The organism is Kitasatospora sp. NPDC090091 (assembly GCF_044747365.1).
Classification (GTDB): Bacteria; Actinomycetota; Actinomycetes; order Streptomycetales; family Streptomycetaceae; genus Kitasatospora.
Map to the genome: position 1 here is coordinate 348591 of NZ_JBIVDY010000002.1, position 16339 is coordinate 364929.

12 protein-coding genes are annotated in these 16339 nt (G+C 74.1%); 6 read left to right on the forward strand and 6 right to left on the reverse strand.

The window, feature by feature from the left end:
• Positions 1-156: 156 nt before the first annotated feature.
• Together ACIPSC_RS04495 and ACIPSC_RS04500 are read right to left on the reverse strand one after the other, a co-directional pair.
• The gene (locus tag ACIPSC_RS04495; protein ID WP_400822890.1) at positions 157-1188 is read right to left on the reverse strand and encodes an XRE family transcriptional regulator; all 1032 of its coding nucleotides are present in this window, start codon (positions 1186-1188) and stop codon (positions 157-159) included.
• Between the two features lie 281 nt (positions 1189-1469).
• On the reverse strand, positions 1470-3629 hold the full coding sequence (locus tag ACIPSC_RS04500; RefSeq protein WP_400822892.1) for a protease pro-enzyme activation domain-containing protein: 2160 nt from the start codon (positions 3627-3629) through the stop codon (positions 1470-1472).
• A 379-nt stretch (positions 3630-4008) separates the two neighbouring features.
• Between ACIPSC_RS04500 and ACIPSC_RS04505 the strand changes: the two genes are divergently transcribed.
• Positions 4009-4575, forward strand: coding sequence for a CGNR zinc finger domain-containing protein (locus tag ACIPSC_RS04505; RefSeq protein ID WP_400822894.1), 567 nt, complete (start codon positions 4009-4011; stop codon positions 4573-4575).
• 73 nt (positions 4576-4648) lie between these two features.
• On the opposite strand, the gene ACIPSC_RS04510 is transcribed toward ACIPSC_RS04505, so the two are convergent.
• The 3 genes from ACIPSC_RS04510 to ACIPSC_RS04520 all read right to left on the reverse strand — a co-directional run bounded on the left by ACIPSC_RS04510 (position 4649) and on the right by ACIPSC_RS04520 (position 9519).
• Positions 4649-6151: an FAD-dependent monooxygenase gene (locus ACIPSC_RS04510; protein ID WP_400822896.1), complete on the reverse strand. Its 1503-nt coding sequence runs from the start codon at positions 6149-6151 to the stop codon at positions 4649-4651.
• Positions 6152-6351: 200 nt separating this feature from the next.
• Positions 6352-8052: a phenylacetic acid degradation protein PaaN gene (gene paaN / locus ACIPSC_RS04515; protein ID WP_400822897.1), complete on the reverse strand. Its 1701-nt coding sequence runs from the start codon at positions 8050-8052 to the stop codon at positions 6352-6354.
• 198 nt (positions 8053-8250) lie between these two features.
• Positions 8251-9519: a hypothetical protein gene (locus tag ACIPSC_RS04520; RefSeq protein ID WP_400822899.1), complete on the reverse strand. Its 1269-nt coding sequence runs from the start codon at positions 9517-9519 to the stop codon at positions 8251-8253.
• 125 nt (positions 9520-9644) lie between these two features.
• Between ACIPSC_RS04520 and ACIPSC_RS04525 the strand changes: the two genes are divergently transcribed.
• The gene (locus tag ACIPSC_RS04525) at positions 9645-10229 is read left to right on the forward strand and encodes a TetR/AcrR family transcriptional regulator (protein ID WP_400822901.1); all 585 of its coding nucleotides are present in this window, start codon (positions 9645-9647) and stop codon (positions 10227-10229) included.
• A 34-nt stretch (positions 10230-10263) separates the two neighbouring features.
• On the opposite strand, the gene ACIPSC_RS04530 is transcribed toward ACIPSC_RS04525, so the two are convergent.
• A complete protein-coding gene (locus ACIPSC_RS04530; protein WP_238860550.1) occupies positions 10264-10731 on the reverse strand; it encodes an Lrp/AsnC family transcriptional regulator in 468 nt (155 codons plus the stop codon).
• A gap of 149 nt (positions 10732-10880) precedes the next feature.
• On the opposite strand from ACIPSC_RS04530, the gene pdhA reads away from it, so the two are divergent.
• The 4 genes from pdhA to ACIPSC_RS04550 all read left to right on the forward strand — a co-directional run bounded on the left by pdhA (position 10881) and on the right by ACIPSC_RS04550 (position 16278).
• Positions 10881-12023: a pyruvate dehydrogenase (acetyl-transferring) E1 component subunit alpha gene (pdhA, locus tag ACIPSC_RS04535; RefSeq protein ID WP_395295115.1), complete on the forward strand. Its 1143-nt coding sequence runs from the start codon at positions 10881-10883 to the stop codon at positions 12021-12023.
• Positions 12020-13027 (forward strand): alpha-ketoacid dehydrogenase subunit beta, encoded by a 1008-nt coding sequence (locus ACIPSC_RS04540; RefSeq protein ID WP_400822903.1) that lies wholly within the window; start codon positions 12020-12022, stop codon positions 13025-13027. The genes pdhA and ACIPSC_RS04540 overlap by 4 nt, the downstream gene beginning before the upstream one ends.
• A gap of 5 nt (positions 13028-13032) precedes the next feature.
• Positions 13033-14325 (forward strand): dihydrolipoamide acetyltransferase family protein, encoded by a 1293-nt coding sequence (locus ACIPSC_RS04545; RefSeq protein WP_400823344.1) that lies wholly within the window; start codon positions 13033-13035, stop codon positions 14323-14325.
• Between the two features lie 219 nt (positions 14326-14544).
• Complete coding sequence (locus ACIPSC_RS04550) at positions 14545-16278, forward strand: globin domain-containing protein (protein ID WP_400822904.1); 1734 nt, start codon at positions 14545-14547, stop codon at positions 16276-16278.
• Positions 16279-16339: the final 61 nt, after the last annotated feature.

Sequence of the window (16339 nt, forward strand, 5' to 3'; positions counted from 1 at the left end):
ATACCTAACCGTTGCCAATGACGGTACGGGTTAGATGATGAGGCGTCAACCACTACTCATCGGTATAGGGGTTAGATTGCCGAGGTGGATGTCCGTAGCATGACAAGAATGGGGCGGGTGCAGCCCCGGAGGGCACGCCCGGGGCGGGCGGTGGGACTACTCCCACTCCCAGCGGATGCCGATGTGGCCCGGCTGCTGGTCCGGAGCGAGCACGTGGGCGCTGGCGGAGGCGCCGATCCAGAGCTGCTCGCGGCGGCGGTCGACGTCCTCGCCGGGGTCGCGGTCGTAGCGCTCGCAGTGGACCGGGACGGCCGCCGGGTCGAAGTGCACCTGGAGCACGTACTCGCGCACCGGGATGGCGAACCGGCGGCTGTACTCCATGGTCTCGGCGCCGCCGGACGGGATCTCCACCTCGTACTCGAAGACCGTGCTGTCACCGAGGCCCAGCGGGCGGTCCAGCATCAGCTCGCCGACGATCAGGCCGGCCTCCGGGCGCCGGCGGACCCGGCCGAGCCGGCCGTGCCGGACCCCGGTGATCTCCGGGCAGCCGGTGGCCTCCTCGTCGGCCTTGTGCACGACCAGGCAGCGGGTGACCCCGCTGACGGTGGCCCGGACCACCTGGCGCATCCGCAGGAGATTGCCGCGCCGGTCGGCGCCGACGTAGTACGAGTCGTGGATGGAGAGCCGCTCCAGCTCGCCGGCCGGCGGTGCGTCCAGCTCGGCGAAGACGTCCGCGATCTCCTGCTCGCCCGGCCAGACGTCCTCCAGCCGCAGGGTGCAGGTGTTGGCGGCGGCGGCCCAGCGGCCGCGCGGGCGGGGCGGGCCGAGCAGCGCGGAGAGCGTGGAGTGCGGCAGCCCGAGCAGCTCCTCCAGCAGGTGGACGGCGCGCAGCGAGCTGGCCCGCTCGGGCTGGCTGCGCCCGCGGCGCCAGTAACTGAGCGTCGTGACGCTGACCCTGACCCCGCGTTGCGCCAGGGCGGCGCGGATCCGGTCCAGGCTGAGGCCGCTGGCCTCGATCGCCAGGTGCAGCGTCTCGGCGAAGCCCCCGTTGGGGGCGGGGCGGCCGGCGGCGGCGGCGGGTGTGGCCGGCGCGGCCGGCGCGGGTGCGGGCGCCGGGGCGGGCGCGGGCGTGACGGGGTGCGGGCCGACCAGCCGCAGCCGAGCGTCCTGGGGGTGCTGTGAGCCCATGCGGTTACCTTCCCCACCATGCGGGTTCGGCGTGGCCGGGCCGCCGGCGCCGGGGGGCGCCGTCAGCGGCTTCACCGAGCTGTGGGGAACCCTATGCACGGTCGAGAGGCTACGTCATCAGTCGTGCGTATGACAGTGGTCACGAGTGTTGAACCTCAAGGTTATCGATCTTGAAACAGAGCGGAAACACACCACCGGGGCGGTCCTGGTGCGGACCGCCCCGGTGACGGGGGCCGGTCGTCGGACCGGCGGGGTGATCACGCGGGCGTGATCGGGAGGGGTCAGGAGACGTCGACCGCGGCGTCGTCGATCACGAAGCTGGTCTTGAGCGAGGAGTCCTCGGTGCCGGTGAACTTGATCGTCACGGTCTGGCCGGCGAAGGCCGAGAGGTCGAAGGACTTCTGGACGAAGCCGGTCGCCGCGTTGGCGTTGGACAGGGTGGCCAGCGTGGTCGACCCGGCCTGGACGGTCAGCTTGTCGTAGGCGGTGCTGCCCGACTCGGCGGTGTCGATGTGCACCCAGAACGAGAGCGTGGCCTTGCAGCCGGCCGGGACGGTGACGGTCTGCGCCAGGGTGTCGGTGTGGGCGCTGCCGTAGCCGTCCAGCCAGGCCTTCCAGGAGCCGGAGCGGGCCGCCTCGCCGGTGCTGTTGTCGACCACGCCGCTGCTGGCCGTCCACGGCGCCGCGGTGCCGGTCTCGAAGCCACCGTTGCCGACCAGCTGGGCCGCGGTGCAGCCGCCGGAGGGCGGCGGGGTGGTGCCGCCGAGCAGCGCGGTGGTCAGGGCGTCGGCGATCGGGCTGCCCCAGCCGGTGACCTGGTCGTAGCCGGCCTTGGTGGTGAAGTCCTGGTTCTTGCCGGTGGTCACGTCGTGGAACGCGGAGCCGTAGGCGGTGCTGTTGGCCACCGCGTACAGCTTCGGGCTCGCCTCGCCGAGCACCGGCTTCGACGCGGCCTTGGCCTTCTGGTTGAACTGGGCCGCGTAGCCGGACCAGAGCGGCGCGGCGGCGCTGGTGCCGCCGTACACCTGCCAGCCGCCGACCGTGTAGATGGCGAAGCCGCTGGCCGGGTCGGCGTTGGAGGAGACGTCGGGCACGGTGCGCATGGTGCCGGAGATGCCGGTGCCGGTCTGCCAACCGGGCTTGCCGAAGACGGTCGAGACGCCGCCGCCGGCCGTGCTCCAGGCGCTCTCCGAGGAGTATGCGGTGCCGGAGACCTTGAGGTTGGTGCCGCCGACACCGGTCTGGTGCGGGCTGGACGCCGGGAAGTCGACCGCCTTGACGGTGGAGCCGCTGGTGGAGCGGGTGCAGTCGCGCGAGCCGTCGTCGCCGGAGGCGGAGAAGATCGAGATGCCCTGGGCGGCGGCCTGCTTGAAGGAGTTGTCGACCGCGGTCATCGAGGAGGCGGTGGTGTCCGGCTCGCAGGAGCCCCAGGAGATCGAGATGACCGAGGCGCGGTTGTCGGCGACGATCTTGGCGGCCATGTCGATCTCGCCCTGGTCGCTGTTGGGCGCCTCGTAGACCAGCTGGGTCGCCTTGGGGGCGACGCCGCGCACGATCTCGCTGTCCAGCTCGACCTCGCCCTGGCCCTCGCCGGGCGCCGAGTCGTAGTTCGCGCCGTCCACCGAAACCGTGGTGACGGCCGGGCCGGTCAGGCCGTACTGGCTGTCGTAGGTCTTCAGGTTGTTCGCGCTGTAGCCGTCGAACTCCCAGAGGGCGACGGTGACGCCGGTGCCGTCGGCACCGTTCTTGTCCAGGTTGTAGGCGCCGTCGTACTGCGTCGGGCCGAAGCCGCTCGGGGCGGCGGCCGCCGCGTTGGGCGCGGCGGGGGCCGAGGGCTTGACGTTCCGGGTGGTCCGGACGGTGTGGTTGTTGAGGCCGGATATGCCCTGCACCACGGCGGCCAGGTCGGCCGGCACCGAGGCGGCGGCGTCGTTGGCGAAGAAGGTGCGCTGCTGCTGCGGGTCCAGGTAGGCGCTCTCGTGGGTGCCGAAGGCCTTGGCGATCTGCTCGGCGGTGCCGCGGGCGTCGACCACCTGGCGGTTGTCGCTGACGCCCGAGACGGTCAGGCCCTGGGCGGCGAGGTACGCCTTGACCTGGTCGACGGCGGCCCGGGTCGGGCCGAACCGCTCGGTGAACTGCTGCGGCGTCAGGTAGTGGCCGTACTCCGGGGTGCCCGGGGTGGCGACGGCGGCCAGGAAGCGGTCCAGCCCGGCGGTGTCACGGAGCTTCAGGCTGACCGCGACCGAGAGCTGCTGGTCGGCCGGGACGTCGCCCTTCTTCTCGGAGCGGGCCACGGCGGGGGTCACCGTCTCGGGCAGCGAGACGCGGGGCGCGGCGGCGTTGGGGGTGGGGGCGGCCTGCGCGGTGGTCACGCCGAGCGAGACGGCGGACAGCGGCAGCACGGCGAAGGCCGCGGCGAGGGCGAGGGAGCGGGGGCGCACGGAATCCTCCTCTGGCCGGCATGTGGGGGCCGGCAGGGGCCAGGGCGCCTCTGGGGCGAGGCGCTGGCTAGAACATGTCAGAGGCGGTGCGGGAATTGGCTCATGGTCAAGCAATTCGTTGCTAAAGAACAGTCAACTGTGGAGAACGGAATGGAGGGTGCTCCATACAGTGAAAGCCGGAATTCGCGGCGGCGGGCCCGGTCGATCGGCTGCGGCGGCCGGTCCGAATCGCTGCGGCCGGTTGTGCCGATTCGTCCCGGCCATTCGTCCGGGCCATTCGTCCCGGGGAATTCAGGGGCATTCAGGGACGTTCGGGGGCGTTCGGGGGCGGGAAGGGCGGACGTAGAATCGGGTGACGGGCGAGCGCGAGGGAGGACCGATGACGGACCGGACGGCGGACCCGCAGGACCCGCGCCCGCTGATCGGCGAGCCGCTCTCCCTGGACCTGCTGAACACCCGCTGGTCGGGGACCCCGGTGAACGACCTGCTGGCGCAGCCGGACGGGCACGCGGTCTGGCTCTCCTCCGCCGGGCTGGCCGGGCGCTGCCGCGCCGACGAGGCCGGGCTGGCCGCCCTGCACGAGGCGCGCGAGGCGCTGGCGGCGGCGGTCGGGGACCTGGACCGGGACGGCACGATCGGGGCGGCGGCGCTGGCCGGGCTCAACGGGGTGCTGGCGCACGGGCGGCTGCGGCGGGAGCTCGGGCCGGTGGGGCCGGTGTCGCACGTCGAGGTGGACGGGCCGCCGTGGCTGGCGGCCTGGCTGGCGGTGGAGGACTTTCTCGGCCTGCTGGAGCAGGGGCCGCACCGGATCAGGAGGTGCGCGCACGAGGCGTGCATTCTGCACTTCTTCGACACGTCGCAGAACGGCCGGCGGAGATGGTGCTCGATGGCGGTGTGCGGAAATCGGGCGAAGGCCGCACGGCACTACGAGAAGGTGCGGGGCTGACGGCAGGCGATTCCGCGGGCGGGGCCGGCGCGGGCCGGCCCCGCGCCGGCCCCGCCCGCGGGAGCCGGTCCGGTCAGTCCTCGGCGGGGGCGCCGAGCCACTGCCCGAGGGCGGCCCGGAGTTCGCCGCGGCCCGGGTCGACGGCGGCCCAGGCGGTGTAGCCGTCCGGGCGGACCAGCAGGACGGTGTCGCGCAGTTTGCCGTGCGGGTCGGCCGGGGCGGTGGTGACCACGCGGTCCGCCCACGGCTCGGCGGCGGTCAGCTCGTCATTGCTGACCAGCACGAACTTGCCGGCGCGCAGCGCCTCGTGGAGCCGCTCGGGCCCGGCGGCCGCGTCCTCGCCGGGCTGCTCCAGGCTGGTCAGCCGAAGGTCCGGGACGCGCCGGCCGACCAGCGGGTGGGCGTCCTTGGGGGCGGCGTAGCGGATGCCGATGCCGGAGACGATCCGGGCGCCGCGCGCGGGCACGGCGCCGACGTGGTCGGCCAGCGTGGTGAGCGCGCCGCGCAGCGCCCGGGTGGGGGCCGAGTGGGCGAGGGCGAGCCGGATCAGCGCGCCGGAGCTGCGCAGCACCGCCCTGCCGACCGGGTGCCGCTCGGTCTGGTAGGTGTCGAGCAGGGCGTCGGTGGCGTGGCCCCGGACGGCGGCGACGAGCTTCCAGGAGAGGTTCGCGGCGTCCTGGAGGCCGGTGTTCATGCCCTGGCCGCCGGCCGGGGAGTGGCAGTGGGCGGCGTCGCCGGCCAGGAAGACCCGGCCGGAGCGGTAGTTGGGCACCTGGCGCTCGTCGCTGTGGAAGGTGGAGGTCCAGCGGGCGTCGTGCAGGCCGTAGTCCTCGCCGATGGTGGTGCGGACGAGCTCGGCGATCCGCTCGACCGTGGGCGGCTCGCCGTCCGCGTAGTGCTCGGTCCGGTCCCAGGCGATCACCCGGTACCAGCCGTCGCCGAAGGGGGCGATGAAGGCGAAGCCGTCCTCGGTGGCTCCGACGGTGATCACCTCGCTGGGCGTCCGCTCCAGCCGGACGTCGGCCAGCACCACCGAGTTGACCACGGACTCGCCGGGGAACGGGATGCCGAGCAGGTCCCGGACGGTGGAGCGGACGCCGTCGGTGCCCACCGCGTAGCGGGCCCGGTGGACGGCGGTGGTGCCGTCCTCGACGGTCTCCAGCGTGACGCCCTCGGCGTCCTGGCGAAGCCCGGTCACCTCGGCGCCGCGCAGGATCGTCGCGCCGGCCTTCAGCGCGCGCTCCTGGAGCAGCCGCTCGGTGTTCGACTGCGGGGTGATCAGGACGAACGGGAAGCGGGTCGGCAGGGTGGAGAGGTCGATGTGCAGCCGGTCGAAGAGCCGCAGCGAGGAGAGCGGGCGGCCGGTGGCGATCAGGTCGTCGGCGAGGCCGCGGGCGTCCAGCAGCTCCAGGGTGCGGGCGTGCACGGCGAAGGCCCGGGTGAGGTTGGACTCGGCGCCGCGCTTCTCCAGGACGGTGACCCGGACCCCGGCGGCGGCCAGGTCGCCGGCCAGCAGCAGTCCGGTCGGTCCGGCGCCGACGATCAGGACGTCGGTGACGGTCTGCTTCGCGGTCATGTGTCAGCTCCCGGTGCTCGGACGGAGGTTGGACGCCCTGCTCGGCGCCCTTCCGCTCTCCATCATCGCTGCCCCGGGCGGGGCTGTGAATCTCCGGGCCCCCGGCGGCGTGCTCCGGCTCTCCGGCGGCGCGCCCCGGGCCCTCCCCGCGGCATGCACCGGGCCCCGGCGCAGGTGCGCCGGGGCCCGGGTGCGGCGGCTCAGCTGTGGCGGCGGATCTCCACCGTGCGGAACCGGTTGGCGACGAACGCGCCGTCGCAGTAGGCGGAGTTGGCGGCCGGGTTGGCGCCGGTGCCGTGCAGGTCGGAGAAGGCGGCGGTCTGGTTGGCGTAGACCGCGCCGGTGAGGTTGAGCGACAGCGAGACGCCGGCGTCCAGCGCGGCCCCGACCAGGTCGGCCTCGACCTCGGTCGACGTGGTGTAGCCGGAGGCGGTCATCGCGCCCTGGGTGCGGACCGTGTCGCGCATCAACTCGACGGCGGCGGCGGTGGACTCGACCGCGACGGCGAAGGAGACCGGGCCGAAGCACTCGCTGCGGAACACCGCCCGGTCGTCCGGCTTGTCGGCGTCCAGCTTGACCAGCGCGGGGGTGCGGACGGTCGCGGCCGGGAACTCCGGCGACTGCACCACCCGCGGGGCGAGCGCGAGTTCGCCGTACTCGCCGTCGGCCGCGGCGACCGAGCGCTGCAGCACGCCGGGGTTGACCACGGCGCCCAGGATGGCGGCGGCGCGGGCGTCGTCGGAGAGCAGGCCCTCGACGGCGGCGGCGAGGTCGGTCACCACGTCGTCGTAGGACTTCTCGCCCTGGTCGGTGGCGATGCCGGTGCGCGGGATCAGCAGGTTCTGCGGGGTGGTGCACATCTGGCCGCTGTAGAGCGAGACCGAGAAGGCCAGGTTGTTCAGCATGCCCCGGTAGTCGTCGGTGGAGTCGACGACCACGGTGTTGACGCCGGCCTTCTCGGTGTAGACCTCGGCCTGCCGGGCGTTCTCCTCCAGCCAGTCGCCGAAGGCGGTCGAGCCGGTGTAGTCGATCAGCTTGATCTCGGGGCGGACGGCCAGCGTCTTGGCGGCGGTGCCGCCCTCGTGCTCGGCGGCCAGGCAGACCAGGTTGGGGTCGAAGCCGGCCTCGGCGAGCACCTCGCGGGCGATCCGGACGGTGAGCGCCAGCGGCAGCACGGCCCGCGGGTGCGGCTTGACCAGCACGGGGTTGCCGGTGGCCAGCGAGGCGAACAGGCCGGGGTAGCCGTTCCAGGTCGGGAAGGTGTTGCAGCCGACCAGCAGCGCGAGGCCGCGCGGGACGACGGTGAACTCCTTGGTCATCACCAGCGGGTCGCGCTTGCCCTGGGGCTTGGTCCAGCCGGCCTGCCGGGGCAGCCGGACCTGCTCGGCGTACGCGTAGGCGACGGCCTCCAGACCGCGGTCCTGGGCGTGCGGGCCGCCGGCCTGGAAGGCCATGCCGTAGGCCTGGCCGGTGGTGTGCATCACCGCGTGCGCGAACTCGTGCGAGCGGGCGTTGATCCGGGCCAGGATCTCCAGGCAGACCGCGGCGCGGTCGAGCGGGGTGGCCGCGGCCCAGCCGGGCTGGGCGGCGCGCAGCGCGGCGATCAGCGCGTCCGGCCCGGCGTGCGGGTAGCCGATGCCGAGCTCGATGCCGTACGGGGAGGCCTCGCCGCCGACCAGGTCGCCGTCGGCGGGGTGGCCGTCGAGGGCGAAGGGGTTGTTCAGCAGGGCGTCGAAGGCGGCCTTGCCGTCCGCGGCGCCGGTCTCGCCGTAGGCCTTCGGGAACTCGGGGTACGGCGACCAGTAGTCGCGCGAGGAAGCGGCGGCGAGCGCGGCGTCCAGGGTGGCCTGGTGGCGCTCGACCAGCTCGGTGACGAGGGGGTGGGTGACCGCTGCGGACATAGCGTGCGCTCCTCAGAGGGGAGGACGGGACACGTCACAGAGTAACCGAACGATCGGTCGGCTCAAGAGGGTGTGCGGAAGCGGTGTCGGGGAGCGGCCGGAAATGCCGGAGGGGGCGCGTCCGTGGTGGACGCGCCCCCTGGAGGCATCAGGGCCTGGCCTGCCGCCGCTGCCCGCTGCCCGGCAGGGCCGGGCCGTTTACGGGATGCCGAGCTCGAAGATCACGTACCCGCCGTACCAGCCGGAGGCGATCGCACCGGTGCCGAGCACCGCGGCCAGCACCGGCCAGCTGAGCTTGCGCATGGCCACCGCCAGCGCGATCAGCAGCGGGAACGCCGGGAGCAGGTAGCGCGAGGTGTTGCCGAAGATGCCCAGGCTGCCGAGCACCGAGACGATGGTGGCCAGGGTGTAGGCGGTCAGCACCAGCGGCGGGCGCAGCCGGATCAGCAGCACGATCAGCGCCGGCAGCGTGAAGACGATCAGGGTGGCCAGCAGGTCCGCGACCGGGTAGGCGAAGGGGTAGTCGCTGCGGCCGAGCAGCACGCCGCGGACGGCGTAGAAGGTGCCCTGGCCGTAGTCGAAGTAGTGCAGCCAGGCGTCGCGCTGGAGGGTGAAGTAGGCGCCCCACTCGCCGGCCCGCCAGCCGACCCAGCCGACGTAGCCGAGCAGGCCGACCGGGGCCAGCAGCATCGCGGTCAGCGGGCGGACGACGCCGCTCTCGCGCCGGTACAGCTCGACCAGCGCGGCCAGGCCGACCGCGCCGATCAGCGCCGCCGAGGTGGGCCGGTTGAGCCCGGCGACCAGGGTGATCACGCCGGCGGCGACCCACTGCTTGGTCATCACGCAGTAGCAGGCCCAGGAGGCCAGCGCGACGAACAGCGAGTCGGAGTAGAGCGCCCACTCGGCGCCGGAACCCGGGGCGATCGCCCAGAGACCGGCCGCGATCACGCCCGCCCGGGGGCCGGCCAGCCGGTCCACCACGGCGTAGATCCCGGCGGCGGCGAACAGCGAGGCCACCACCGAGACCAGCATCCCGGCCCCGTACAGGCCGAGCCCGGTGGTGTCCGAGACCAGCCGCATCAGGCCCGGGAAGAGCGGGAAGAACGCGGCCGAGTTCTGCTCGACGGTGAAACCGGGCACGCCGTTGGCGACGGGCACCAGCGCCGGGTGGTAGCCGAACTCGGCGACCTGCTGGTACCACCAGCCGTCCCAGCTGGCGAGCACGTCCCAGGGGTTGGCGCCGCCGCCGAAGCGGGGGTGCTTCTTCAGGTAGTCGCCGGAGAAGGAGAGCAGCTTCATGAAGACGGTGAAGCCGATCAGCTTGAGCACGGCGTAGCACCAGACGGCCGGCCCGAACCGCAGTACCAGCGCGCGGGCACGGCCTCGCCAGCCGGCCCCGGGTGCGGTGCCCGGCTCTTCGCTGCGCCGCTCGGGCGCGTCGGAGGCGACTGCCGGTATTGCGCTCATGCTCTGGACCCCACCCTGCTGGCCGTGGACGATCGTCCGGAGAGTCTAGGCGGTCGCTGGTGGTGCTGGTGCGGACCAATGGACCCGATCGCATCGCGTCGAGCGGCGCCGGGGATACTCGGAGGATGGCCGATCACACCACGCGCACCGCCTACACCGTGGAGTCGCTGCTCGCGGTGACCGTCGACGTCTTCAACGAGCGCGGCTACGACGGCACCTCGATGGAGGACCTGTCCCGGGCCGCCGGCATCTCGAAGTCGTCGATCTACCACCACGTGCGTGGCAAGGAGGAGCTGCTCCGGCTCGCCGTCGGGCGGGCGCTGGACGGGCTCTTCGCGATCCTCGCCGAGCCGGACGCGGTCGAGGGCGCGGCGGTGGACCGGCTGGAGCACGTCGTCCGGCGGACCGCAGAGGTGCTGCTGGCGGAGCTGCCGTACGTCACGCTGCTGCTGCGGGTGCGCGGGAACACGGCCACCGAGCTGTGGGCGCTGGAGCGGCGGCGGGACTTCGACCACCAGGTCGCCGAGCTGCTGCGGGCGGCCGTCGCGGACGGCGCGCTGCGGGCGGACGTCGAGCCGCGACTGGCCACCCGGCTGCTCTTCGGCATGATCAACTCGATCGTGGAGTGGTACCGGCCGGGCCTCAAGGCCGCGGACGGCGTCGCGGACGCGGTCGTCCACCTGGCCTTCGACGGCCTCCGGGCGCGGTAGACGCGCTCCCGCAGCTCCCGCAGCCCCGGCGCCTTCAGAACGTGTCCGGCGGGACCTGGTCGGTCTCCTCGAAGACCAGCATGGTCCGGGTACCGAGGACCTGCGGGATGGACTGGATGCGGTTGAGCACCAGCTCCCGCAGGGCGTGGTTGTCGGCGGTGTGCACCAGCAGCAGGACGTCGAAGTCACCGCCGACCAGGGCGATGTGCGCGACCCCGGGGAGCTCCAGGAGCTGCTCGCGCACCGAGCGCCAGGAGTTCTGCACGATCTTCAGGGTGACGTACGCGGATGCGCCCTGACCTGCCTTTTCGTGGTCGACGCGGGCCGTGAAGCCGCGGATGACGCCGTCCTCGACCATCCTGGAGATCCGGGCGTACGCATTCGCCCGGGACACGTGCACCCGCTCGGCCACCGAGCGGATCGAGGCGCGACCGTCCTGCTGCAGCAGCCGCAGGATCGCCCGGTCGACCCGGTCGAGTCTGGACGTCTGTTCAGCCGACATGACCCCCCACCCCCACTGATTGGACGCACTGACACCAGTCGACCGCCGTGCGGGCCGATTGTCCAGCACCTTGTCACGCTTCTGGTCAAGATGAACAGACGACCGAACAATCGGTAGGGAGCCCCCGCCACCCCAGGAGGTGCCCCGAGATGACCGTTCTCGACCACAGACACCACACCGCGGTGCCCGGATGGCTGCCCGGGGCCACCGCCCCGCGCACCGACCCGGCGCCGCTGCTCCCGGACGCCTCGCCGGTCCGACTGCTCGGCACCCCCGCACTGGAGAAGTGCGACCCCGTGCTGCTGCGCGAGCTGTACCGCCGCCTGGTGGTCGGCCGCCGCTACAACCAGCAGGCCACCACCCTCACCAAGCAGGGCCGCCTGGCCGTCTACCCGGCCTCCACCGGCCAGGAGGCCTGCCAGGTCGCCGCCGCGCTGGCGATCGGCGAGCGCGACTGGCTCTTCCCCAGCTACCGCGACACCCTCGCGGTGGTCTCCCGCGGGGTCGACCCGCTGGAGGCGCTGACCCTGCTGCGCGGCAACGCCCACACCGGCTACGACCCGCGCGCCACCCGCACCGCCCCGCTCTGCACCCCGCTGGCCACCCAGGCCCCGCACGCCGTCGGGCTGGCGCACGCCGCGCGGCTGAGCGGTGAGCCGGTGGTCGCGCTGGCGCTGCTCGGCGACGGCGGCACCAGCGAGGGCGACTTCCACGAGGCGCTGAACTTCGCCGCGGTGCTCAACGCCCCGGTGGTCTTCCTGGTCCAGAACAACGGGTACGCGATCTCCGTCCCGCTCACCGCGCAGTCGGCCGCGCCCAGCCTGGCGCACAAGGCCGTGGGCTACGGCATCCAGGGCCGGCTGGTGGACGGCAACGACGCGCCCGCCGTGCACAGCGTGCTCGCCGAGGCGGTCGAGCGGGCCCGTACCGGCGGCGGCCCGACCCTGGTCGAGGCCCTCACCTACCGGATCGAGGCGCACACCAACGCCGACGACGCCACCCGCTACCGGGACGAGGCCGAGGTGGCCGCCTGGCGGGAGCACGACCCGATCCTGCTGATGGAGCGCCACCTGCGCGAACTCGGCGTGCTGGACGACACCCTGGTGCAGGAGGCGGCCGACGAGGCCGAGGCGCTGGCGGCCCGGATGCGGGCCGAGTTCCACGCCGACGCCGAGCTGGACCCGATGGCGCTCTTCGCCCATGTCTACGCCGAACCAACCCCCCAACTGCGCGAGCAGGCCGCCCAGTTGTCCGCCGAGCTGGCCGCCGAGGCCGAGGTGCAGGACCGATGAGCAACACCGCTGTCTCCGCCGCCCCCGCGCGCACCGCCACCATGGCCCAGGCGCTCAACTCCGCCCTGCGGGACGCCATGCGCGAGGACCCGGCCGTGCACGTGCTCGGCGAGGACGTCGGCGCGCTCGGCGGCGTCTTCCGGATCACCGACGGGCTGACCGCCGAGTTCGGCGCGGACCGCTGCCTGGACACCCCGCTGGCCGAGGCGGGCATCCTCGGCACCGCGATCGGCATGGCGATGTACGGGCTGCGCCCGGTCGTGGAGATGCAGTTCGACGCCTTCGCCTACCCGGCGCTGGAGCAGCTCTTCTCGCACGTCGCCAAGATGCGCAACCGGACCGCCGGCCGCCTCCCGCTGCCGATCACCGTCCGGATCCCGTACGGCGGCGGCATCGGCGGCGTCGAGCACCACAGCGACGCCTCCGAGGCGTACTACACCTCGACCCCCGGCCTGCACGTGGTCACCCCGGCCACGGTGGCCGACGCCTACGGGCTGCTGCGCGCCTCGATCGCCTCGGACGACCCGGTGGTCTTCCTGGAGCCGAAGCGGCTCTACTGGGGCAAGTCGGACTTCGACCCGGCCGCGCCGGTCGAGCCGATCGGGCGGGCGGCGCTGCGCCGCACCGGCACGTCGGCGGTCCTGATCACCTACGGGCCCTCGCTGCCGGTCTGCCTGGAGGCGGCCGAGGCGGCGAAGGCCGAGGGCTGGGACCTCGCGGTGCTGGACCTGCGCACGCTGGTGCCGTTCGACGACGAGACGGTCGCCCGGGTGGTGCGCTCGGTCGGCCGGGCCGTGGTGGTGCACGAGGCGAGCGGCTTCGGCGGCACCGGCGCGGAGATCGCGGCCCGGGTCACCGAGCGCTGCTTCCACCACCTGGCCGCCCCGGTGCTGCGGGTCACCGGCTTCGACATCCCGTACCCGCCGCCGATGCTTGAACACCACCACCTGCCCGGGGTGGACCGGATCCTGGACGCGGTCGCCCGGCTGCAGTGGGAGGACTGAGGATGATGCCCGTCGTGCGCGAGTTCACCCTGCCCGACCTCGGTGAGGGTCTCACCGGGGCGGAGGTGGTGCGCTGGATGGTCGAGGTCGGCGAGGTGATCGCGGTCGACCAGCCGGTGGTCGAGGTGGAGACCGCCAAGGCCGTGGTCGAGGTGCCCTGCCCGTACGGCGGGGTGGTCACCGCGCTGTTCGGCGAGCCGGGCGAGGAGGTGGCGGTCGGCGCTCCGCTGGTGACGGTCGCGGTGGCGCCCGGCGAGGGCGAGCGGCCGGTCGTCGCCGAGGTGGAGCGGCCGCTGGTCGGCTACGGGGTGGCCGAGCCGTCCCGCGGCGGGCGCCGCCGGCGGGTCGGCGGGCCGGCCGCTCCGGTTCCGGCTCCGGCGCCGGAGCCCGTGGTCGCCGCGCCGGCCGTGGTGGTGTCGGCGGTGGCGGTGGCGGCGCCTGCGGTGGTGCCGGTGATCTCGCCGCTGGTCCGCCGGTCCGCCCGCGAGCACGGGATCGACCTGGCGGCGCTGGCCGGGAGCGGCCCCGACGGCCTGATCATGCGGTCGGACGTCGAACGGGCGATCGCGGCGAAGGCCGCCCCGCCGGCACCGGCGGCGGCCGTCGCGGACGGCGAGGTCGTGCCGCTGCGCGGGCTGCGCCGGGCGGTGGCCGAGAAGCTGTCCCGCAGCCACCACGAGATCCCCGCGGCGACCTGCTGGGTGGACGTGGACGCTACCGAACTGATGGCGCTGCGGCGGCAGTTGAACGCCACCCCGGGGCCGAAGGTGAGCGTGCTGGCGCTGCTGGCGCGGATCTGCACGGTCGCGCTGGCGCGCTTCCCCGAACTCAACTCCAGTGTCACGGAGGACGGTTCCGGCATCCGGCGGCACGGCGCGGTGCACCTCGGGTTCGCCGCGCAGGGCGAGCGCGGCCTGGTGGTGCCGGTGGTGCGGGACGCACAGGCGCTCTCCACCGAGCAACTCGGCGCCGAGCTGGGCAGGTTGACCGAAGGGGCCCGGACCGGAGCGCTGACGCCGGCCGAACTCACCGGCGGGACATTCACGTTGAACAACTACGGAGTGTTCGGCGTGGACGGCTCGACGCCGATCCTCAACCACCCCGAGGCGGCGATGCTCGGTGTCGGCCGGATCGTCGCCAAGCCCTGGGTGCACCAGGGCGAGTTGGCGGTCCGCGAGGTGACCCAGCTGTCGTTCACCTTCGACCACCGGGTCTGCGACGGCGGCACGGCGGGCGGCTTCCTGCGGTTCGTGGCCGACTGTGTCGAGCAGCCCGGGATGCTGCTGCGGCAGCTGTGACCTGCGGATGATCGCCCTGCGTGGCTGCCCGGCCACACAGGGCGACCGCAGATCGAGTGAGAGTAGCGCGTCCCGGGGGCGGGTGTCCGGGCTTCGCGCGATTTGTCGGATGAGTACTTCGGGCGTGCCACGCTGCCTAGGCGTCAACAGAGACAAGCCAGGTGGTGGCGCAGGCCGGCCGGAGGCGAAACGATTCTCTTGGGTACTCGAAACGTTGCGGTGAAGTCCCGCAGAACAGTTCTGGTCCGCACGGGGCACGGTTCGGCGGGCGTCTCGGCCGTGCCGGGGATGCCGCCCGCCGGCGTCGCCGCCCCGACGGCCGGTGCCCCGGACGGGGCGGTGGTCCTCCCGCCGATGCCGCTGGACCCGCCGGACCTTCCGCCGGTGTCCGCGCCCGAGCTGCCCGTTCCGGCGACCCTGGCGGTCCTGGCCGCCGGGGCGCAGGTGCGGCCGGCCGTCCCGGCCCCGCCGAGCGAACCCCCGGCCGTCCCCGCGCCCCCGGCTCCGCCGGCTCCGCCGGCCGTCCCCGCGGTGATGCACGCTCCGCCGGCCGCGCCCCCGGTGCCCGTCGCGCCGGCGCCGAGCCGGCCGGAGGGCGCGCGGCCGACCACCGGCCCCGCGACCGGACCGCTCTTCCCCGATGCCCCCGGCCTCAACTGGGCCGGTCCGGGGGACAGCTGGAGCCGCGCCTGGGCCCTGCAGACGGTCGGCGACTCCCGCCCGGCCCCGGTCCCGACCCCGGCCCCGGTCGTCGCGCCCGCCGCCATGCTCGCCGCCGCGCACGCCGCCGACCTGCGCGCCGCCGCCGGACAGCCGCCCACCGCGCGCGACGTCGAGCTGATCCGGGCCAGCCTGGCCGTGGTCGAGCCGGTCGCCGACCGGGCCACCGCGCACTTCTACGCGCTGATCTTCCTGCACCACCCCGAGGTCCGGGCGCTCTTCCCGGCCGCCATGGACGTCCAGCGGGACCGGCTGTTCCGCGCCCTGCTGATGGCCGCCCGCAGCGCCGGCGACCCGGACGGCCTGCGCGCGTACCTGGGCGCACTCGGCCGCGGCCACCGCCGGTACGGCACGCTGACCGGCCACTACGGCCCGGTGGGGGAGTGCCTGGTGGCGGCGCTCGCCCGGTACTCGGGCAGCCGCTGGGACGGCGAGACCGAGCTGGCCTGGCGGCGGGTGTACGGCCTGGTCTCCTCGATCATGATCGAGGCGGCCGAGGAGGCCGCCCGCACCTCGCCGCCCTGGTGGCAGGGCGAGGTGGTCGCGCACGAGCGCCGCACCCCGGACGTCGCGGTGCTCACCGTCCGCCCGGACCAGGCCTACCCGTACCGGGCGGGGCAGTACACCAGCCTGGAGACGCCCTGGTGGCCGCGGGTCTGGCGGCACTTCTCGTTCGCCACCGCGCCCCGGCCGGACGGTCTGCTCACCTTCCACGTCAAGGCCGTCCAGGCCGGCTGGGTGAGCAACGCCCTGGTGCACCGGGCCGCACCCGGCGACGTGCTGCGGCTGGGCCCGCCGACCGGCGGGATGACCCTCGATCACACCTCCGGCGCCGACCTGCTCTGCCTGGGCGGCGGCACCGGCATCGCCCCGATCCGGGCGCTGGTCGAGGAGGTGGCCGAGCGCGGTGCGGGCGGCCGCTCGGTGGAGGTGTTCTACGGCGCCCGGCAGGCCGCCGAGCTGTACGAACTGGAGGCGCTGGCCGCGCTCGCCGCACGTCACGGCTGGCTGACCGTCCGGCCGGTGCTGTGCGGCCCGGGGGCCTCCGGCACCGGCGCGCTCGCGGGCGAACTCCCCGAGGTGGTCGGCCGGTTCGGGCCGTGGGCGGGGCGGGACGCGTACCTCAGCGGGCCGCCCGCGATGGTCCGGCGCGGGGTCGGCGTGCTGCTGCGGGCCGGGGTGGAGCCGGAGCGGATCCGGCACGACCTGGTCGGCGACCTCGCGGCGGGGTGAGCGCACCGGCCCGCGGCCGGACCGGCGTGGGCCGGTCGAGCGGGGCCGGTCGAGCGGGGCC

Excerpts from the sequence above, each read along its gene's own strand:
- ACIPSC_RS04495 (WP_400822890.1), bottom strand. The coding sequence starts at position 1,188 with ATGGGCTCACAGCACCCCCAGGACGCTCGGCTGCGGCTGGTCGGCCCG.
- ACIPSC_RS04505 (WP_400822894.1), top strand. The coding sequence starts at position 4,009 with ATGACGGACCGGACGGCGGACCCGCAGGACCCGCGCCCGCTGATCGGC.
- ACIPSC_RS04510 (WP_400822896.1), bottom strand. The coding sequence starts at position 6,151 with ATGACCGCGAAGCAGACCGTCACCGACGTCCTGATCGTCGGCGCCGGA.
- paaN (WP_400822897.1), bottom strand. The coding sequence starts at position 8,052 with ATGTCCGCAGCGGTCACCCACCCCCTCGTCACCGAGCTGGTCGAGCGC.
- ACIPSC_RS04520 (WP_400822899.1), bottom strand. The coding sequence starts at position 9,519 with ATGAGCGCAATACCGGCAGTCGCCTCCGACGCGCCCGAGCGGCGCAGC.
- ACIPSC_RS04525 (WP_400822901.1), top strand. The coding sequence starts at position 9,645 with ATGGCCGATCACACCACGCGCACCGCCTACACCGTGGAGTCGCTGCTC.
- ACIPSC_RS04530 (WP_238860550.1), bottom strand. The coding sequence starts at position 10,731 with ATGTCGGCTGAACAGACGTCCAGACTCGACCGGGTCGACCGGGCGATC.
- pdhA (WP_395295115.1), top strand. The coding sequence starts at position 10,881 with ATGACCGTTCTCGACCACAGACACCACACCGCGGTGCCCGGATGGCTG.
- ACIPSC_RS04540 (WP_400822903.1), top strand. The coding sequence starts at position 12,020 with ATGAGCAACACCGCTGTCTCCGCCGCCCCCGCGCGCACCGCCACCATG.
- ACIPSC_RS04545 (WP_400823344.1), top strand. The coding sequence starts at position 13,033 with ATGCCCGTCGTGCGCGAGTTCACCCTGCCCGACCTCGGTGAGGGTCTC.